Source organism: Mycobacterium lacus (assembly GCF_010731535.1).
Lineage (GTDB): Bacteria > Actinomycetota > Actinomycetes > Mycobacteriales > Mycobacteriaceae > Mycobacterium > Mycobacterium lacus.
The window spans coordinates 4835300-4854937 of sequence record NZ_AP022581.1 but is presented as its reverse complement, the minus strand read 5'-3'; the positions used below and the strand labels follow the sequence as shown (position 1 = coordinate 4854937).

18 protein-coding genes, 1 tRNA gene and 1 other RNA gene are annotated in these 19638 nt (G+C 67.5%); 14 read left to right on the top strand and 6 right to left on the bottom strand.

Annotated elements, in window-relative coordinates; genetic code table 11:
- Positions 1-4 precede the first annotated feature (4 nt).
- Positions 5-385, bottom strand: a complete 381-nt coding sequence (locus tag G6N24_RS22445; protein ID WP_085158909.1) for a YbaB/EbfC family nucleoid-associated protein — start codon at positions 383-385, stop codon at positions 5-7.
- A 98-nt stretch (positions 386-483) separates the two neighbouring features.
- Here G6N24_RS22445 and G6N24_RS22440 point away from each other — a divergent pair, with 98 nt between their 5' ends.
- On the top strand, positions 484-1239 hold the full coding sequence (locus tag G6N24_RS22440; RefSeq protein ID WP_197743100.1) for an Rv3717 family N-acetylmuramoyl-L-alanine amidase: 756 nt from the start codon (positions 484-486) through the stop codon (positions 1237-1239).
- Here the strand turns inward: G6N24_RS22440 and G6N24_RS22435 are convergent.
- A complete protein-coding gene (locus G6N24_RS22435) occupies positions 1236-1673 on the bottom strand; it encodes an SRPBCC family protein (protein ID WP_085158905.1) in 438 nt (145 codons plus the stop codon). The genes G6N24_RS22440 and G6N24_RS22435 overlap by 4 nt on opposite strands.
- Positions 1674-1750: 77 nt before the next feature.
- On the opposite strand from G6N24_RS22435, the gene G6N24_RS22430 reads away from it, so the two are divergent.
- Both G6N24_RS22430 and G6N24_RS22425 read left to right on the top strand, forming a co-directional pair.
- A complete protein-coding gene (locus G6N24_RS22430; RefSeq protein ID WP_179963512.1) occupies positions 1751-3139 on the top strand; it encodes an FAD-binding oxidoreductase in 1389 nt (462 codons plus the stop codon).
- Positions 3136-4455, top strand: a complete 1320-nt coding sequence (locus G6N24_RS22425; RefSeq protein ID WP_197743099.1) for a class I SAM-dependent methyltransferase — start codon at positions 3136-3138, stop codon at positions 4453-4455. The genes G6N24_RS22430 and G6N24_RS22425 overlap by 4 nt, the downstream gene beginning before the upstream one ends.
- A gap of 20 nt (positions 4456-4475) precedes the next feature.
- Here the strand turns inward: G6N24_RS22425 and G6N24_RS22420 are convergent, their stop codons facing one another.
- The 3 genes from G6N24_RS22420 to ffs all read right to left on the bottom strand — a co-directional run bounded on the left by G6N24_RS22420 (position 4476) and on the right by ffs (position 7761).
- Positions 4476-6149: a DNA polymerase III subunits gamma/tau gene (locus G6N24_RS22420; protein WP_085158903.1), complete on the bottom strand. Its 1674-nt coding sequence runs from the start codon at positions 6147-6149 to the stop codon at positions 4476-4478.
- Positions 6150-6314: 165 nt separating this feature from the next.
- Positions 6315-7619, bottom strand: a complete 1305-nt coding sequence (locus G6N24_RS22415) for an aminotransferase class I/II-fold pyridoxal phosphate-dependent enzyme (protein ID WP_139822294.1) — start codon at positions 7617-7619, stop codon at positions 6315-6317.
- A gap of 45 nt (positions 7620-7664) precedes the next feature.
- Positions 7665-7761, bottom strand: an RNA gene (gene ffs / locus G6N24_RS22410) — signal recognition particle sRNA small type.
- A gap of 359 nt (positions 7762-8120) precedes the next feature.
- Here ffs and G6N24_RS22395 point away from each other — a divergent pair.
- From G6N24_RS22395 to G6N24_RS22365, 7 genes are all read left to right on the top strand, one after another.
- Positions 8121-8206, top strand: a tRNA-Ser gene (locus tag G6N24_RS22395).
- 55 nt (positions 8207-8261) lie between these two features.
- Positions 8262-9023 (top strand): hypothetical protein, encoded by a 762-nt coding sequence (locus tag G6N24_RS22390; protein ID WP_085158901.1) that lies wholly within the window; start codon positions 8262-8264, stop codon positions 9021-9023.
- Positions 9024-9363: 340 nt separating this feature from the next.
- Entirely contained in the window at positions 9364-9834 is a 471-nt protein-coding gene (locus G6N24_RS22385) for a lipoprotein LpqH (protein ID WP_085158898.1), read from the top strand.
- Between the two features lie 88 nt (positions 9835-9922).
- The gene (locus G6N24_RS22380) at positions 9923-11614 is read left to right on the top strand and encodes a hypothetical protein (protein ID WP_085158896.1); all 1692 of its coding nucleotides are present in this window, start codon (positions 9923-9925) and stop codon (positions 11612-11614) included.
- The gene (locus tag G6N24_RS22375) at positions 11611-12960 is read left to right on the top strand and encodes a CHAT domain-containing protein (RefSeq protein ID WP_085158894.1); all 1350 of its coding nucleotides are present in this window, start codon (positions 11611-11613) and stop codon (positions 12958-12960) included. Before G6N24_RS22380 ends, G6N24_RS22375 begins: the two co-directional genes overlap by 4 nt.
- A gap of 50 nt (positions 12961-13010) precedes the next feature.
- The gene (locus G6N24_RS22370; protein ID WP_085158892.1) at positions 13011-13259 is read left to right on the top strand and encodes a hypothetical protein; all 249 of its coding nucleotides are present in this window, start codon (positions 13011-13013) and stop codon (positions 13257-13259) included.
- Positions 13246-13674 carry a type II toxin-antitoxin system VapC family toxin gene (locus tag G6N24_RS22365; RefSeq protein ID WP_085158890.1) on the top strand — a complete coding sequence of 143 codons (429 nt, stop codon included), beginning with the start codon at positions 13246-13248 and terminating at the stop codon, positions 13672-13674. The genes G6N24_RS22370 and G6N24_RS22365 overlap by 14 nt, the downstream gene beginning before the upstream one ends.
- A 22-nt stretch (positions 13675-13696) precedes the next feature.
- Here the strand turns inward: G6N24_RS22365 and G6N24_RS22360 are convergent, their stop codons facing one another.
- Positions 13697-14074, bottom strand: coding sequence for a hypothetical protein (locus G6N24_RS22360; protein WP_372514592.1), 378 nt, complete (start codon positions 14072-14074; stop codon positions 13697-13699).
- A 44-nt stretch (positions 14075-14118) separates the two neighbouring features.
- Here G6N24_RS22360 and G6N24_RS22355 point away from each other — a divergent pair, with 44 nt between their 5' ends.
- The 4 genes from G6N24_RS22355 (at position 14119) to G6N24_RS25995 (ending at position 19633) form a co-directional block, all read left to right on the top strand.
- Positions 14119-15438: a hypothetical protein gene (locus tag G6N24_RS22355; RefSeq protein ID WP_085158886.1), complete on the top strand. Its 1320-nt coding sequence runs from the start codon at positions 14119-14121 to the stop codon at positions 15436-15438.
- Positions 15435-16574 carry a hypothetical protein gene (locus G6N24_RS22350; RefSeq protein WP_085158884.1) on the top strand — a complete coding sequence of 380 codons (1140 nt, stop codon included), beginning with the start codon at positions 15435-15437 and terminating at the stop codon, positions 16572-16574. Before G6N24_RS22355 ends, G6N24_RS22350 begins: the two co-directional genes overlap by 4 nt.
- 91 nt (positions 16575-16665) lie before the next feature.
- Complete coding sequence (locus G6N24_RS22345) at positions 16666-17724, top strand: NAD(P)H-dependent amine dehydrogenase family protein (RefSeq protein ID WP_085158882.1); 1059 nt, start codon at positions 16666-16668, stop codon at positions 17722-17724.
- 67 nt (positions 17725-17791) lie between these two features.
- A complete protein-coding gene (locus G6N24_RS25995) occupies positions 17792-19633 on the top strand; it encodes a PPE family protein (RefSeq protein ID WP_163745610.1) in 1842 nt (613 codons plus the stop codon).
- The last annotated feature ends 5 nt before the right edge of the window (positions 19634-19638 follow it).

Below are 19638 nucleotides of genomic sequence, written 5' to 3'. Positions count from 1 at the left end.
GAAGTCAGACCCCCGGGGCACCCGGGGCACCCGGGGCACCCGGGGCACCCGGGGCACCCGGGGCGCCCGGGGCGCCCGGCGGGCGCATAGCACCGGCTAGCGACCCTAGCCGCTCCTGCGCCATCTTCGTCACTTGCTTGGAAGCGTCGGACAGCGCACCAACGATCAAGTCCTGCAAGGTCTCGATGTCGTTGGGATCGACGACCTTGGGATCGATGCTCACCGCAACCACCTGGCCGCTGCCTTTGACGACGACCTTGACCAAGCCTCCACCGGCTTGACCGTGCACCTCGGCGTTCGCGAGCTGCTGCTGGGCTTCCAGCAGTTTCTGCTGCATCTGCTGCGCCTGGGCCAACAGCGCCGACATATCGCCTCCGGGTTGCATGACAATCCCCTCGCATCTTGGTCTCGAGTCGGTTTCGCCTGCGCATGTCGGGCGATTCGGAACATTCAGCGTAGACGGTGCTACGTTACCTTTGCGTTGTGGACCTACGAGTAAGCCGGCGTGTCGGCATCGCAATGGTCGTCGGAATACTCGCCGCGGCTTCGATTCCCCCGGTTGCTACGGCAGTGCCCTCGAACATCGCTGGCATGGTGGTGTTCATCGACCCCGGCCACAACGGCGCCAATGACGCATCCATCGGTCGTCAGGTGCCCACCGGCCGCGGCGGCACCAAGGATTGCCAGGCCAGCGGAACGTCGACGAACAGCGGGTACCAGGAGCACACCTTCACCTGGGACACGGCGCTGCGGGTCCGGGCTGCGTTGAATGCGCTGGGGGTGCGGACCGCCATGTCACGCGGCAACGACGATGCGCTGGGCCCGTGCGTCGACGAGCGCGCCAACATGGCCAATGCATTGCATCCCAACGCGGTCGTCAGCCTGCACGCCGACGGTGGTCCGGCGTCGGGCCGGGGATTCCACGTGAACTACTCGTCCCCACCGCTCAACGCGGCGCAGGCCGGACCGTCGGTGCAGTTCGCGCGAGTCATGCGCGACCAGTTGAAGGCGTCGGGCATCCCGGCGGCCAACTACATCGGCCAGGACGGTCTCTACGGGCGTTCGGACCTGGCCGGCCTGAACCTGGCCCAGTATCCGTCGATCCTGGTCGAGCTGGGCAACATGAAGAATCCCGCGGATTCGGCGTTGATGGAGTCACCCGAGGGCCGGCAGAGGTACGCCGACGCGGTCGTTCGCGGCATCGCGGGCTACCTGGCCACTCAGTCCCAGGCGCGCTAGCGTTCCAATTCGTTCTTCAGGTTGGCCAGCACCTCACCCTGGATCTTCTTCAGCCCCAGCGGCGCAAAGGACTTTTCGAAGAAGCCCTTGACCCCGCCCGCACCGGTCCAGGTGGTCTTCACGGTGACACTGCAGCCGGGTCCGGCGGGGGCCACCGTCCAGTTGGTGACCATGGAAGAGTTGGCGTCCTTCTCGATGACGGTGTGACCGGCGACGTCAACGTTGACCTGCACATCGCGGACGCGTGATTTGGTCGCCTGCAGCCTCCATGTGGCGACGGTGCCCTGACCCTGACCCCCCTGCAGCACCTGGTACTGACTGTAGTGCCCGGACAGGATCTTCGGGCGAACGTTCTGATAATCGGCCACTGCGGCGAGTACGGCCGCAGGCTCAGCATTGATCAAGATCGTGCTGGCTGCGCTCACCTGTCCCATCAGGCGCAACTCCTCCGTCGTCAGTGCAGGCGCCCACGGCCGCGCTGCAGGGATTGTTGTCGGGGACTAGGGTATATGTGGTGCCTGTCTCCGCATCCGCACTGTCGGCGCACGCATCGGGCGTCGAGCGCTTGTTGGCGAGTTACCGGTCCATCCCCCCCACCGCATCCGTCCGGCTCGCCAAGCCCACCTCAAATCTGTTCCGTGCCCGCACCAAACGTGACGCGCCCGGCCTGGATACATCGGGGCTGACGGGCGTCATCGGTGTTGATCCCGACGCTCGCACCGCCGACGTGGCCGGGATGTGCACCTACGAGGACCTGGTCGCAGAAACGTTGCGTTACGGCCTTTCTCCCCTGGTGGTTCCGCAGCTGAAGACCATCACCCTCGGTGGTGCGGTCACCGGCTTGGGTATCGAGTCGGCGTCGTTTCGCAACGGGCTGCCCCACGAATCGGTGCTGGAGATGGATATCCTCACCGGCGCCGGCGAATTGATCACCGTAGCCCCCGACCGGCACCCCGACCTGTATCGCGCCTTCCCCAATTCCTATGGGACACTGGGATATTCAACCAGACTGCGGATAGAGCTGGAGCCCGTCAAGCCATTTGTTGCGCTGCGGCACATCAGATTTCACTCGTTGACCGCGATGGTCGACGCGATGGACCGCATCGTCGACACCGGCGGACTCGACGGCGTCGCGGTGGATTATCTGGACGGAGTGGTATTCAGCGCCGACGAAAGCTACCTGTGTGTCGGCAGGCGGACCCTAACCCCGGGCCCGGTCAGCGACTACACCGGGCAGGACATCTATTACCGGTCGATCCAGCACGAGACGGGCGTCAAAGAAGACCGGCTGACCATCCACGACTACTTCTGGCGCTGGGACACCGACTGGTTTTGGTGCTCGCGCTCGTTTGGTGCGCAGAACCCGCGGGTGCGGCGCTGGTGGCCGCGACGCTACCGGCGCAGCAGCGTCTACTGGAAGCTGGTCGCCGCCGACCAGCGCTTCGGCATCACCGACCGGATCGAAGCCCGCAAGGGCCGTCCGCCGCGGGAGCGGGTGGTGCAGGACATCGAGGTGCCGATCGAACGGACCCGCGAGTTTTTGGAATGGTTCGGACGCAACGTGCCCATCGCGCCGATCTGGTTGTGCCCCCTGCGGCTGCGCGGCCACAACGAATGGCCGCTCTACCCGATCCGGCCAGACCGCACCTACGTCAACATCGGGTTCTGGTCATCGGTTCCGGCCGGCGCCGCGGGAAGCTCAGCGGGCGCTACCAACCGAAAGATCGAGCGGAAGGTGACCGAACTCGCCGGGCACAAGTCGCTCTACTCCGACTCCTTCTACAGCCGCGAAGAGTTCGAGGAGCTCTACGGCGGGGAGTCCTACGCCACCGTGAAGAAGACCTATGACCCCGACTCGCGTCTTCTCGATCTCTACGCAAAGGCGGTGCAACGACGATGACGGCAACCAAGGAGTCCAGCAAGCGCGACCGCAGCGGCACGGGCAAACTCAGCATGGCCGAGATCCTGGCCATCTTCACCGCCGGAGGGCCACAGCCGCTGAAGTTCACCGCGTACGACGGCAGCACCGCCGGCCCCGACGACGCCGTCCTGGGCCTGGATCTTCGGACGCCCCGGGGGGCCACCTACCTGGCCACGGCGCCCGGCGAACTCGGTCTGGCCCGCGCGTATGTGGCCGGTGACCTACAGGCGCACGGCGTCCATCCCGGTGATCCGTACGAGTTGCTCGTTTCGCTGACCGACCGGGTCAACTTCAAGCGGCCGCCGGCCCGGGTGCTGGCCAATGTCGTCCGCTCGATCGGCATCGAGCATTTGTTGCCGATCGCGCCACCGCCGCAGGAATCGCCGCCGCGGTGGCGCCGGATCGCCGATGGCCTGATGCACAGCAAGACCCGGGACGCCGAAGCCATCCACCACCACTACGACGTCTCCAACACGTTCTACGAATGGGTACTCGGGCCGTCGATGACCTACACGTGCGCGGTCTACCCGAACGCCGAGGCGACGCTGGAAGAGGCCCAGGAGAACAAGTACCGGCTGATTTTCGAGAAGCTGCGGCTACAACCGGGTCACCGGCTGCTCGACGTCGGCTGCGGCTGGGGTGGCATGGTGCGCTACGCGGCGCGACGCGGTGTGCGGGTCATCGGTGCCACGCTGTCGGCCGAACAGGCCAAGTGGGCGCGGCAGGCGATTCAAGATGAAGGGCTGGCCGAGCTAGCCGAGGTGAGGCACTCGGACTACCGCGACGTGGCCGAGACGGACTTCGACGCCGTTTCTTCGATCGGGCTGACCGAGCACATCGGTGTCAAGAACTACCCGTTCTACTTCGGATTTCTCAAGTCGAAGTTGCGCACCGGTGGCCTGCTGCTCAATCACTGCATCACTCGCCACGACAACAGGTCGACGTCCTTCGCGGGCGGGTTCACCGACCGCTACGTGTTCCCCGACGGGGAGCTAACGGGCTCAGGACGCATCATCACCGAGATCCAAGAGGTCGGCTTCGAGGTGCTGCACGAGGAAAACTTCCGGCATCACTACGCGATGACGCTGCGTGATTGGTGCCGCAACCTCGTCGAACACTGGGACGACGCGGTCGCCGAGGTGGGGCTGCCCACCGCCAAGGTGTGGGGTCTGTACATGGCCGCGTCGCGGGTGGCCTTCGAACGCAACAACCTGCAGCTGCATCACGTCCTGGCCGCCAAGGTCGACCCTCGGGGCGACGACCGCCTCCCGCTGCGGCCATGGTGGACTGCTTGACTCGAAGCCGCAACTTCGGCTTAACCGTCGATGCGGCGGGCGCCCAGCTCGTTCCGCAGCAGCTCGAGCGCGACCTCTTCCGGGTCGCGGCGCGGCTCCGACGGGTCGCTGCGGCCCGCTTCGGCCAGCATGCGCTCCTCTTCGTCGAGCTGAACCGCGGGCGCGTTTTCGCCGACCGGTGCCGCGGCCGGCGCTGATGCGCCCGTCTCACACCGCACCCGCCAGTTCACTCCCAGCGCGTCTTTGAGCGCCTCGGCTATCACGTCGGCGTTGCGCTGTTCGGACAGCCGCTTGGCCAAGGGCGTCGATTCATGGGTCAGCACCAGCGTGTCGTCCTCTACCGCCCGCACGGTGGCGCCCGCCAGCATCACCTCGGTGGTACGGCTGCGCTTGCGCACCTTGTCGCGCACCTCGGACCAGATGCTCCGTACCGCGGCAGCGTTGGGTTCAGTCGGTACCGGGGCTGACACCGGCGCCGGCTGGGGCTTCGCCGGCTCAGCGGGAGCGGACCGCGGCGCAGGCTCAGCGGCGGGGATCGACATGGCGAGCCGGGTCTCGATCCGCTCGACACGCTGCAGCAGCGCCGACTCGGTGTCACTGGCCGAGGGCAGCAGCAGCCGGGCGCAAATCACTTCCAGGAGCAGCCTCGGCGCGGTCGCGCCGCGCATCTCACCCAGCCCGGCCTGTACCACCTCGGCATACCGGGTCAAGGTCGCCGGCCCAATTCGGATCGACTGATCCCGCATGCGATCCAGCACGTCCTCCGGTGCATCCACCACGCCACGAGCTGCCGCGTCTGGAACAGCTCGCAGCACGATGAGGTCGCGAAACCGCTCCAACAGGTCGACGGCGAACCGCCGCGGGTCGTGACCGGCGTCGATCACCGATTCGACCGCACCGAACAACGCTGCGGCATCCGACGCGGCGAGCGCATCGACCGCGTCGTCGATCAGGGCGACGTCGGTGGCGCCCAGCAACCCCAGCGCCCGCTGGTAGGTCACGTGATTGCCGTCGGCTCCTGCCACCAGCTGGTCGAGCACCGAAAGGGTGTCGCGGGGCGAACCGCCGCCGGCGCGGATCACCAGCGGATACACCGCATCGTCGACGACGACCCCTTCCTGCTCACAGATCCGCTCGATCAATGCCCGCATGGTGCGTGGCGGCAGCAACCGGAACGGGTAGTGATGGGTGCGCGACCGGATCGTCGGCAGCACCTTCTCCGGTTCGGTGGTGGCGAAGATGAAGATGAGGTGCTCGGGCGGTTCTTCCACGATCTTGAGCAGCGCATTGAACCCGGCCGTGGTCACCATGTGCGCTTCGTCGACGATGAACACCCGGTACCGCGACTGCGCCGGCGCGTAGAACGCGCGATCCCGCAGCTCGCGGGTGTCGTCCACGCCTCCGTGGCTGGCGGCATCGAGTTCGACCACGTCGATGCTGCCGGGCGCGTTGGGTGCCAGCGACACGCAGGACTCGCACACCCCGCACGGGTTGGCCGTCGGCCCCTGCACGCAGTTCAGCGACCGCGCCAGGATGCGCGCCGACGAGGTCTTTCCGCAGCCGCGCGGCCCGGAGAACAGGTAGGCGTGATTGATCCGGCCGGCGCCCAGGGCGATCGACAGCGGCTCGGTAACGTGCTCCTGCCCCACCACCTCGGCGAAGGTCGCCGGTCGATACTTGCGGTACAGAGCCACGTCAGCAGGCTACTCAGGCCCGGTGACGATGCGGACCCCGGTGGGTCCGCTGAGGAGGCAGGCAATCGAGCCGAGCTGGCTGACTAAAGCCCGGCCGGGCATCGAGCCTGCGTTGACGGCGCTGACCCTGAACGTACGGCGCGATTTCCGCGGATCTCCTAGCCCTCAGCGCAGTCTGGGCGCCGATGACGCCAGGCCACTGCCCAGCAATGACTCGGTTGCCGCCAGCAGTGCACAGGTCGCCAGCCCGTCGACCGCGTTCCGCAGGTCGGGTATCGACGGGAAGGTGGGTGCGATCCGAATGTTCTTGTCGTCCGGATCTTTTCGGTACGGGAATGATGCACCCGCCTCGGTGACGGCGACACCGGCGTCCTTGGCCAGGGCGACGGTCCGGCGCGCCGTGCCGGGCATCACGTCGAGGCTGATGAAGTAGCCGCCCTTGGGCTCGGTCCAGGTCGCGATCTTGGAATCCCCGAGGCGCTGCTGAAGAACCTCGGCGGCCAACGCGAACTTCGGCGCCAATATCTGCTGGTGGCGCAGCATGTGCAGGCGTACCCCGTCTGCGTCTCCGAAGAAGCGTAGATGCCGCAGCTGGTTGACCTTGTCCGGGCCGATCGACTTCTTCCCCGCGTACTGCAGATACCAGGCGATGTTGCCCAGCGATCCGCCGAAGAAGCTGACACCGGCGCCGGCGAAGGTGATCTTCGACGTGGACGCGAAGACGTAGGGCCGGTTCGGGTTGCCGGCCTTGGCGGCCAGCCCGAGCACGTCGACCTGACGGATGAAGTCGTGCGTCAGGGTGTGCACGGCGTAAGCGTTGTCCCAGAACAACCGGAAGTCGGGTGCCGCCGTGCGCATCTGGACGAGCCGGCGAACCGTTTCCCAGGAGCAGGTGACGCCGGTGGGGTTGGCGAATACCGGTACCGTCCACATCCCCTTGATGGCGGGGTCGGCGGCGACCAGCTCCTCGATCAGGTCGACGTCCGGACCGTCCTCGAGGATCGGGACGGGGATCATCTCGACGCCCATCGTCTCGGTGATGGCAAAGTGCCGGTCATAGCCAGGGACCGGGCAGAGGAATTTGACGCTCGGTTCGTCCTTCCAGGGCCGAGGCGAGTCCACGCCGCCGTACAACATCGAAAAGGCGACGGTGTCGTGCATCAACTCCAGGCTGGAGTTGTTGCCCGCGATCAGGTTTTGCACCGGGATGCCAAGCAGCTCTCCGAAGATGGCCCGCAGCTCGGGCAGGCCGTGCAGGCCGCCATAGTTGCGGGTGTCGGTGCCCTCGACGTCGCGGTAGTCGTCTCCAGGCAGGCTCAGCAGCCGATTGGACAGGTCGAGCTGCTCGGGTGACGGCTTGCCGCGGGTCAGATCCAACGCCAGCTTCTTGGCCCGCAACGCCGCATAATCCTGCTGATGGCGGGCGTGCTGCGCCGCGAGCTCTGCAGAGTTGAGGGAATCGAACGCCACCAGACGGCCTCTCGGTCCTACACACAAGTACTGGCTCTGCCCCCGACATAGGGGACCCCGCGCACCCGACAGAGCCCATTGACCCTTGCTGCCTTCCGGCCCTGGGGGAGTTCACAGGATAGACGCCGCGCGGGGTCCACCGCGAGTCTAATACCCCGTGGCGATCGCAAGCGCGGCGCAGCCGGGCGCAGCGGGTTGCCACCATCAGACCCCGTGGCGATCGCAAGCGCGGCGCAGCCGGGCGCAGCGGGTCGCCACCATCAGACCCCGTGGCGATCGCAAGCGCGGCGCAGCCGGGCGCAGCGGGTCGCCACCATCAGACCCCGTGGCGATCGCAAGCGCGGCGCAGCCGGGCGCAGCGGGTCGCCACCATCAGACCCCGCGGCGATCGCAAGCGCGGCGCAGCCGGGCGCAGCGGGTCGCCACGCAGCTAGCGTGCGTTGGCACAGTCGGCGCCGACCAAGGGACACCAGACCTTTACTCAGCGGCTACCATGGCCACGGAGGATTCGCCTAGTGGCCTATGGCGCTCGCCTGGAACGCGGGTTGGGTTAATAGCCCTCGCGGGTTCAAATCCCGCATCCTCCGCGGACGCTCGCCCTCCGATCGAGGCGCGGACAACCACATCAGCATGAGGAGGCGTATGGGGCGCAAGGTTGCCATGCTGTGGCACGCGTCGTTTTCGGTTGGCGCCGGCGTCCTCTACTTCTACTTCGTGTTGCCCCGTTGGCCTGAGCTGATGGGCGATACCTCGCACGCGCTGGGGACGACGCTTCGGATCGTGACGGGCGTGCTCGTCGGGCTGACCGCACTGCCGGTGGTGTTCACCCTGCTGCGCACCCGCAAGCCCGAGCTGGGCACTCCGCAACTCGCGCTCTCCCTAAGAACGTGGTCGATCGTCGTCCACGTGCTGGCCGGCGCGCTGATCATCGGCACCGCGATCAGCGAGATCTGGCTCGACCTGGATACCGCGGGGCAGTGGTTGTTCGGGATTTACGGCGCCGCCGTGGCGGTCGCGGTGCTCGCGTTCTTCGGGTTCTACCTGTCGTTTGTCGCCGAGCTGCCGCCGCCACCGCCGAAACCCCTCAAGTCGAGGGAACCCAGACAACGCCGCATTCGCCGCAGGGTGCGCCGTGGGCGCCCGGCCGAAGCAGCGGCTGAAAAAGCCCCCGAAGCCGAGGAAACCGAGACCGCCGAACGGGTGGAGGAGCCCGCCGAAAGCACCGCCGAAAGCCTGGAGCCGGAGGCCGAACCCGAAACGCCCACCGAAGAAGCCCCCGTCGAGGCGCCGGTCGCCGAAGAGGCCGCCGAAGAGCCGCGGGGCGGATTGCGCAATCGCCGCCCGACTGGCAAGACGTCACATCGGCGCCGGCGCACCCGTGGCGGGGTCGCGGTCGAGGACTGAGTCGGCGGCGCCGAATGCGTTGGAGGTAGCCGGCGATGCCCACTACATCGGCTGCGCGCCGCATTTGGCGGACCTCGCTGTCGAGAGCACCGGCGTCATGCATCCGCGCCGCAACGAGAGCCCGCGATCGCGGCACCGTTGATCGCGGCCACCGTCGGCCCCGGGAACATCGCCTCGAACGCCTCCGACAGCGCCGGGATCAGCCGATCGGTGTCGCCGGACCCTGACAGACTCCACCATCGATGACGAGACGAAATTTGGGATCGGTAGCGACCCGGACGGTCTGTACTTGCTCCCGTGACGGACGCCAATGGGGCGACGCATAACGGAAGGAAGTTCAGTGAAACGTGTTCTCGCGACAGCGATTGGGACCCTGGGCTGCGCGGCGGCGCTGGTGGCCTGCTCGAGCGGCGGTCACTCAGCCAGCCCGGCGTCCAGCGTCTCGACCGGCGGCGGCACCGAGGTCAAGGTGGGCGGTGCCGACCTGGCGGGCCTGAACCCGGCGTCGGTGACCTGCGTCAAGCAGGGCGGCAAGATCAACATCGGCAGCGGCTCGACTAATGGTGCCCAGCAGGCGCTGGCTGTCGTGATGACCGACGAGGCCACCCCTAGGGTCGAGTCGCTGGCCCTGGTTGTCGACGGCAACGCCTTGTCCGTCAGCGACAACATGGGCGCGAAGGTCGGGTCGGCGAAGGTGGCGGTCGATGGCAAGACCTACACCATCACCGGTCAGGCGCAGGGCGCCGACTTGAAGAACCCGATGGCCGGCATGATCACCAAGGACTTCAACATCAAGGTGACCTGCGGTTGATCGAGGGGGGTCGGGCGGCGGGCGTGCGGTGTGCGTCCGCCGTTTCCGACCGCCGAGGACGCCGACCGTAAAGACTTATGATGCAGCCGTGTCGATTCCCGACGAATTGGAGCGCGCCCGTCGCCTGGCTTTTGCCGCCGACGAGACCGGAGCCCGGGATCTACTGCTGGCGGTGATGCCGCAAATCGAGCGGGCCGATCGAGACGATCTGATGCTGGAAGTCTTTGCGCAGCTGGGCGAGATCTACCTTACCCGAGGCGCGAATGACGGTGTGCGAGAGTGCATCCAGCGCATTCGCGACTGCCTGGCGATCTACTCCGCAATCGTTGCCGGCGCCGAGATCAAGCGAATGATCTGTCGGTATTCTCGACGGGCCCAGTTTCTGCGGACCGGGTTGGCCGCGGCCCAAGGCGATCACGAGGAAGCCGAGGCAGCACTGGCGGCCTTGGAGGGCGACGCGGACTCTGCCGATGCTTTCCCCGACCTCGCCGACGAGCACGCGTATCTGCTCACCCACGCCCAGATCCTGTGCGCGATCGCGCTGTGTGACGACGACCTGCATGTGCGGTCACTTCCGTTGTGGGAGCGGATAATCACCGCCTTGACCCGCCCCAGTTCGGGCACCGACGCCGCCGACTACCTGCGGGTGGCCGGGGCCACCGCCTACGGCAGATTCTGCGTCGAAACTGGCCGGCTAGCGGAAGCCGAGCCCTGGCTGCGTCGCGCCGGGGCCCGCGCCCAGGCCAAAGGCTGGGAACTGGCCGCGGCCAGAACACGATTGGTGCGAGCGGCGGCGGCCTGGTCGACCGGCGACCATGTCACGACCGAGCAACTGGTCGCAGAGGCCTATCCCGTCGTCGCTCGATACGCCCGAGCGCACGACGTCGCCCACTGCTGGCTGTACATGGGACTCACCCGGCTGGCTTGCGGCGCATTGGAAGCGGCCGACCAGTGCTGGGAGCATGCCGAACGGCACTGGCGCGGACTGGGCAAGCCACTGCATCTGCATCGTATTCTGTTGCAGCGCAGCTGGATACCAATCTTCTGTGGCCGCTTTGCCGACGCGGTCGAGCTGATCGCCCAGGCCCGGGAACTGCTCGACTCGTCGCCACGCAGCAGTTGGTTGCAGTACGCCCAACTCGACAATCACCTCGGGACCGTCTGGCGCGCGGATGCATTGACGGACCTTGGTTGCGACGCTTCGGGCGTCCCCGGCGAGACATTGCCGGAAACCGAGGCACGGCACGCGCAGTCACTCGGGATTCTCCGGGGCAAGGTCGGCGGCCCGGAATACCTGCGTGCGATGACCAAACTCGAACAGGCCGCCGAGCTCAAGGTGCCGGCCGCGCTGGCGGTCGACTCGGTGCGTTATTCGATCGCCGATCCCGACGCGAGATCGCGCTGGGCGACCAGTGTTTCGGCGCCCATGCTGGCCGGCGCCTTCGCGGTCGCCTGGGAATGGGAGAACACCGAACTGATCAGCGAACTGGTCGAATACCACAGCGCGCGAGGCACGTTCGACAACGAACCAACGCGGCAGGAAACAAGCGAATGGGCATCCACGGCCACCGCGCCGGTTCTCATCGACACCGGCCCGGCCCTGGCCGGCGCCGGACCGCCGCCACGGGGTGGCGCTTCGCTGACGCGGCTTGGCCCGTTGCCCCCGTTGCGGATGCAGCCGGACACCCCGCCCATCCTGGGCCGCTATCGCGCGCTGGCGCTGCAGCGCTACGGCCGCGACGTCACCGCCGCCGAACCCGCCTGGTCGACCTGGCCATGAGCGAGCCGGACCGGCTGACCCTGGTCCTGCGCTACGCCGACGTCGGGATCGTCACCTACGCGAGTTTGCGCATCGTCGGGCAGCCGACGAGAACCGTCAACTGGGTGGTCGAGGAACCGATCCTGCTCGCGGCCTTACAAGAACTCGACGATGCCTTACCTGAACCGCACGGCTCCGAGAGCCGGCGTGACGCCATCGAGCGGGCGCTGACCCGAGGTCCCTTCGCGGCGCCGGACCCCGAGCTGACGGTCGCCTACATCCTGGGTGTGCTGCTGATCGGCCCGGCCGGGTGGCAGCTGTTGGCCGAGTGCGTGGCGTCGCCGCGGGCGGTGCTGTTCGTCACCCCCAGCGCCCGCCTGGCGCGCGTCCCGTGGGGACAGCTGGCGGTGCCGAAGTCGGGACCAAGCGCGGAAGAATTGGTGCGCGCTCGCCAGGAGGCCGTCACCGCCAGCGGCCGGGTGGCCGCTCGGCTCCCTTGGCAGCTGGCCGATATCAGGGACCACACCGATGGGTATCGGCTGATGGAGCTGGTCGACGTGCTGATGGCGGTGCCACAGAACATCGTGCACTCGCCGCGCGCGCCGGCCGGGTGGACCGCCAGGAAATCCGGCCCGCCGGTACTGGTCATCGACCCTCGGGTGCCGGGGCAGCGCCCGGACTCCGCGCTCGGGTCGGTGCTCGGCAGGCCGTCGGACCAAACGCCGCTGGCACGGCATTTCACCGAGCTGATCCGACATCGCGCGGTGCTGCCGGACGTCGACGCGGTCCAGCTGTTTCGCCGAACCGATGCCGACCGCAGGTGGCTGGCCAGGCTGCTGACCGCGAACCCAAGTCGGCTCGTGTACGTCGGGCACGCCAGTGCGGCCGACGGCCGAGCCGACCGGGCGGCGCTTCATCTCGCCTGCCCGGCGGCGATTCCCGGGGATGCCGACGCCATCGGCGACCACCGTCCGCTGACCGCTTCGGACCTGATGTCGTTGCGGTTGCCGATGCCGCCCCGGGTGGCCCTGCTGGCCTGCGCATCGGGCGCTGACTATCGGTTCGACGAGGCGACCGGTTTGGTGGCGGCGATGATCCTCGGCGGGGCGCAACTGGTGACCGCCACGTTGTGGTCGCTGCCCACCACGGCGGCCTACCGGCAGTTCTGCTCCGCCGGCGCCGATCTGGCTGATCCGATGGCCGACCTGGTCGTCGCCGTCGATCGCGCACACGAAGCCGTCGATGCCGGGTCCGCGGTGAATCGCTGGCAACGTGAACAGATGCGGCGCTGGCGGGACGGTGAGGTCACCGCCAGCCCGCTGTATTGGGGCGCGTTGGTCACGTTCGCCGTCGACGGCGCGCGCTGACCTATCAGGCCCACGCATCATGATGCGGCTCAGTGATGCTATGATGATGTGTGCGTACAACCGTGAACCTGTCCGACGACCTGCTTGCCGAGGCGAAAGTGCTGGCGGCGAAATCACGGCGCCCGCTCGGTTCGGTGATCGACGACGCATTGCGGCTGTTGCTCAGGCGCGAGCAGGCGAAGGCGCCGCAAAAGGCTTGGTCGTTTCCCACTGGAGGCGCCGGCGGCCTGCAGCCCGGGGTGAACCTCGAGGATCGGGAAGCGTTGGCGGACTTGCTGGGTGACAATGCTGTGCCCTGACGTCAACGTTCTGCTCTACGCCTATCGCCGTGACAGCATCGCGCACTCCGCGTACGTTGACTGGCTGCAACAAACGATGACAGGGCATGAGCCCGTGGGAGTAAGTGAGCTGGTGCTTTCCGCAGTTGTCCGGCTGGCGACCAACCACCGGATCTATCGGCAGCCCAGCGGCACCGCAGACGCGCTCGAGTTCTGCCAGGCGATCCGGTCCGCCCCGGCCGCGGTCCCACTGCGGCCGGGTGTCAAGCATTGGGAGATCTTTGCCCAGTTGTGCCGCGATGTCGCGGCCACCGCAAACCTGGTCCCCGATGCCTACCACGCGGCGCTGGCAATCGAAAACGGAGCTACCTGGATCACCACTGACCGCAGCTACGCCAGGTTCCCGATTCTGCAGTGGCGCGGCCCGTTTGGGTAATGCCAGCACGACCGCGCGGCCGTCATGCCGAGGCCGCGCGCACGGCCAGCATGTCGTCGGGCAACGAAAGCCGTTCGCGGGCAGCGGGATCGAACGCCACCAGAACAACCAGCCCGGGACGTAACGTCGCGACGTCGGGATCTCCGTCGTCATGCACCAGTCGACCGACGAACGTATCGCCGTGCACACTGGCCACCTCGACCCAGATCTGACGTTCGCCCGAAGCCGTTGCGGATTCGTCGTTGTCGACCACGGTCCCGACGCCGACGATAGGCCCGTCGGCGCGCCGACGAGCTCGCATCCTGATGAGCCGGCCGACGAATCCCTCGGCGACCGTTGCCAGCAGCAGTGACTTCTTCATGCGATCAGCGTCGCGATGCCGGCCGGCTACCGAACCCAACTTTTCGAATGTCCCTAGTTCCGTGATCCCCCTATCCTGGGCACATGTGCGCGGATTCGCAGGCGGCGACCGTCGTCGCGGTGGGGCACCCGCGCCGGGCGGTGATCGAGGCGGCATGGCGGGCGATCGGTCCCGGCGTCGAGCTGCTCAGCGGCGATGACGGTGGCCCGTTGAGCCGAACCGTCAAGCGCATCATCGATCCATTGGTGCTGCGCCTTCGCTCGAATCCCCAGTATTCGGCCCCGGTCGTCACGCCCGACACCGCCGCTGCGATGCACCGCCTGATCGTCGACAGCGCTCCCCAATTGCGTTTCGCCGCAGCGTGGTTCGAGGTGCTCAAGCTGGAGCGGCGCAGGCAGCGGATTCGCATCGGCAACGCCCAGGAGCTGTATTTCCCGGTGTGCTTCGAGCTCGCGGTGACGAAAGGCGCACCGGCGCCGCAAGATCGCGAGACGACGGCCGAGGTGCTCCGCGAGATCCACCAGGGCCGGGACCGCACCGCCATCGAGGTCCTGCACGAGTACGTGGCCGGTCCCGGCGTCGTCGCCAAGCTGGCCGATCAGCTCGACCGCAGTTGGCGTGACGTGCGGGCCGCCGATACGGTCATCGCACCGTTCCTGGCGGAGCTGAGCACCGTGCTAGGTCCGGCCAACGGCCACAGCGCGACGGTTGCGCGACAGCGCGTCTGGACCGCCGTGATCGCCGACGCCACACCATACAACCTGGGCGCGCTGGCGCGGGTCGAAACCGGCGCGCTGCCATGGTCGATCGTCAAGCTGGGGTTGAGTTCCGTTGCGCCGCAACGACCACCGGCAATTTGCGGCGGCTCCGACAGCGACCGCCCGCTGGACCGCAGCGTGGTGGACCGGGTGCGCGCGACGCTCCGCCGCGCGCTGGACCGCGACGCGTTGCCGGATATCCCGCTGTTGTGCGAGGAAGAAGTCGACCGGGCCTGTGCGCCGTGGGGCCTACTGGCGGAGGACAAGCAGGCCACGCTCGTGGCCGGCATCGAGGTCGCCGTCGAGCTCGCACCGCTGGACCGATCCGTCGCGAGCCGCTACGCCTTAGCGGCCCAGATCCAGGCGCGGCTGCGCAAGGAGGCCTATGTGCTGCACGCTCGGCGCTACCTGGCCGAGGGCGGGCCCATTCATCCGCGTCAGCGCCAGGTCGTCGACGACCTCGCCGCCTACCCACAGCCGTACCTGAGCCGGCTGTGGGCGCGACTGCATGGGCGCGATGTCTGGCAGGAACCGTGCGACGACGTCGATGACGTGCGGTCCCTGCTGGAGGGGGTCGCCAGGTCGGTGAGCCTCGACCACCGGCAACGGATCAAGGCGATGCTGGAACTGCAGGTGGCCGGATGAGATTGGTCGCCGAATCCGGCCTTTGGAGCACCGGCCCCAGCGCCGCGGCATCGCCATTGGTGGCGGTGCTGGAAGTCAGCGGGGCGGTGCTGTCCTGGACGATCGACGAGCCAGCCGACGCACCCCAGATCACCTTCACCGACTTGTCTCGCGCCGACTGGCTGTGGCGCGTTTTCGGTGAGTCCGGACACGTCGCCCTTGCTGCGGCGGTGGCGGAAGCCGCCGACGGACCACGCAGCATCGAGGTCACCGGAGTCGACATCTCGCCGGCATCGATAGCCCCGCTGCGTCGCCTGGCCGTCGGTCATTGGCTGCGGCGCTGGTGGCCCGCCAGTCAACGGGACGGCATCCCCGGTCTCGACCGTGCCCTGCTCGATGTCGAGGTTGCCTTGCTGACGGTCGGCGCGCAGGGTTTCTTCACCGACGACACCCTGGATTCGGACGTGGCTGGCCTGCTGGCGCCGCACGCCGCGGCCCTCGTCGCACACGTCCGGACCGGCGACCCGCGCGTCGGCGACCTGGTGCGAGCCGCTGCCGAGCTTGCCGACGAGATTGGTGCGGACGGCGTCGGCTGGCCGGAACTCGCTGCCGCACTTGATGATTCGGGCGCGATTCGTGACCTTACGGCCGGACGTCACGACGACTATGCGCTGGCCGCCGGCTCCGACGCGGGTCCACGGGGTGGCGCTGCGATCGCGCGGGGCGTCGCGTCGATCAGCTGGGGCGCGGTTCCCCCTGGCATATTCGATGCGGCCGAGGACACCGTCGACTGGAGTGTCGAGGCTTCCGGGCCGGGGGTGGTCGCCGTCGTGCGCGCGGCCGTCATCGGGCCGGACCCGGCCACCGGCGTCGGGGTGCGGGTGCGGTCCGGTGCCGTCGGCGGCGTCGGTGCCTTGGACGCCGACGGAAGCGCCACGCTTCCCCTCACCGAGGCGCAGGACCGGCCGATGCCGGAATCGGCCGCGTGGGACCATGATTGGCCGGTGACGTCGGTGGTAGTCGGGGTCCCGCTGTCGGGGACGCCCGAATCACGCCAGATCCGAGAGCGGGTCCGCCGTTGGGCGCGGGCACGGTTGGACCGGCCGGCGGACGACGCCTTCCTGGCCGAAATCCTGGCCTCTCAATCCACTTACTAAACGCCGACAGTGAATCTGACGACGCAAAATGGGCGTGTCGCGTCGTCAGATTCACTGTCGCCAAGGCAACGCGCTTACCTATGCTGAGCGAGTGCCAAACAAGTATCGGGTCGTGCAATGGACCACCGGAAACGTCGGCAAGAGCTCGTTGCGCGCGATCGTGGACAACCCGCAACTCGAACTGGTGGGGTGTTATGCCTGGTCGCCAGACAAGGCGGGACGCGATGCCGGCGAGCTGTGCGGCATTGCACCGCTGGGGGTGGTCGCCAGCAACGACGCCGACGAGCTGCTCGCCCTCGATCCGGACTGCGTGGTCTACAACCCGATGTGGATCGACGTCGACGAGCTGGTCCGCATCCTGTCGGCGGGCGTCAACGTCGTGACGACGGCGTCGTTCATCACCGGGCACAACCTCGGCGCCGGGCGCGACCGGATCCTGGAAGCCTGCGAGCGCGGTCGCTCCACGATCTTCGGGTCCGGCGTCAGCCCGGGCTTCGCCGAGCTGTTGGCCATCGTGTCGGCGATGGTGTGCGACCGGGTCGACAAGGTCACCGTCCACGAGGCCGCCGACACCACGTTCTACGACTCACCGGCGACCGAGCGGCCGGTGGGCTTCGGCCGGCCGATCGACCACCCTGAGCTGCAGGCGATGACCGCCAAGGGGACGGCCATTTTCGCCGAGGCCGTCCGGCTGGTGGCCGACGCGCTCGGCGTCGAGTTGGACGACGTGCGTTGCGTGGCCGAATATGCCCGGACCACAGCCGATCTCGACCTCGGGTCGTGGACGATACCCGCTGGATGCGTCGCGGGTGTGCACGCGAGCTGGCGGGGCGTGCTCGGCGGCAAAACGGTGGTCGAGATCGACGTCCGCTGGCGCAAGGGCCAGGCCCTCGATCCCGACTGGAAGATCGACCAGGACGGCTGGGTCATCCAGATCGACGGGCAGCCAACGGTCACAACCAAGGTCGGGTTTCTGCCGCCGCCGTATTTCCAGGCCGAGACGATCGCCGATTTCATGGTGCTCGGGCACATCATGACGGCGATGCCCACCATCCACGCCATCCCGGCCGTCGTCGCCGCGGCGCCCGGGATCGTAACGTACAACGACCTGCCCCTGACGCTGCCCCGCGGTGTGGTGCCGGCGAGCTAGCTGACGCAAAGCGGCATCCGCAGCGCCGGTCCGGCCGTAGAGTGCTGGGCGAGAAAGGACCGCAACGATGCACTTTTCGGTGTTGCCGCCGGAGGTCAACTCGGCGCGGCTGTTTGCCGGTGCCGGGTCTGCGCCGCTGTTGACGGCGGCGTCGGCCTGGGAGGGGCTGGCCGCCGAATTGGCCTCGGCGGCGGCCTCATTCAGGTCGGTGACCGCGGGGCTGGCGGCCGAATCCTGGCGGGGCCCGGCGTCGCTGGCGATGGTGGCCAAGGCCGCCGCGTATCTGGGATGGCTCAGCGCGGCCGCGGCCCAGGCCGAGGGGGCAGCCGGTCGGGCCCGCACGGCGGCCGTCGTCTACGAAGCGGCGCGGGCAGCCACCGTGCATCCAGCGACGATCGCGGCCAACCGCAGTCAGCTGGTGTCACTGGTGCTATCAAACCTGTTGGGGCAGAACGCCCCGGCGATCGCGGCCACCGAGGCCCACTATGAGCAGATGTGGGCGGCGGATGTCGCGGCGATGTCGGGCTATCACGTGGGGGCTTCGGCGGTGGCCGCGCAGTTGCCCGCCATGCAGCAAGCGCTGCAAGACATCAACCTGGGCATCGGCAACAAGGGCAGCCTCAACCTGGGCAGCGGAAACACCGGCGACACCAACGTGGGCAGCGGAAACACCGGCAACACCAACCTGGGCAGCGGAAACACCGGCAACACCAACCTGGGCAGCGGGAACTTCGGCTGCACCAACCTCGGCAGCGGAAACGGAAGCCCCCTGCTTTCAATCACGTCTAGCTTCAACGTCGGCGGCGGCAACCTGGGCGATTACAACGTGGGCTTCGGAAACGCGGGGCCAGCGAGCACGGCGGGATTCGGAAACGTCGGCAATGGCAACCTGGGCAGCCACAACGTCGGCGGCGGAAACACCGGAAACAACAATGTGGGCTCGGGCAACAACGGAAATAACAACATCGGCTTCGGCAACACCGGCAACCACAACTGGGGCTCGGGCAACAACGGCAATAACAACATCGGGTTCGGCAACACCGGCACCAACAACATCGGCATCGGGCTCACCGGCGACAATCAGATCGGCTTCGGCCTGCTGAACTCGGGCAGCGGGAACGTCGGCTTCGGCAACTCGGGCACCGGCAACATTGGCTTCTTCAACTCAGGCGACGGGAATTTCGGCATCGGCAATTCGGGGCACACCAACACCGGCATCGCGAACTCGGGCGAGATCGACACCGGGATCGGCAACTCGGGCAGCAGGAACACCGGTATCGGCAACTCCGGCGCCGGCCCGCTCGCCGGGGTCAACACCGGCTTCGGCAACACCGGAGAACACAACACCGGCATCGGGAACGCGGGGGACTTCAACGCGGGCTTCTTCAATGCGGGCAACCACAACACCGGCAGCTTCAACTCCGGGTTCCTGAATACGGGCGACTTCAACGCGGGCTACGTCAACACCGGGTTTGCCAACTCGGGGGATATCAATACCGGCGTGTTCAACTCGGGCGACTACAACACGGGCTTGGGCAGCACGACCAACCAGCCGGTCTCGAACTCGGGCTTCGGTAACTCGGGATTCAGCAACTCGGGATTCTTTAACACGGGCGCACTCGGTTCAGGCGCCGGGAACTCAGGCACCGATTTCAACACGGGCTTCTTCAACTCAGGCAACCGCCATGTAGGCTTCTTCAACTCGGGCACCGGGGTCGGCAACACGGGCTTTTTCAACTCGGGCAGCGGCGGGGTGAATTCGGGCTTCTTCAACTCGGGCGGCGGCGGATTCAGCTCGGGCTTCTTCAACTCGGGCGACGACGGTGAGAACTCGGGTCTGCACAACTCGGGCGGATCCAGCTCGGGTGGCTTCAATACCGGCTTCGGCCAGTCCGGCTTCTTCGGCTGACGCCG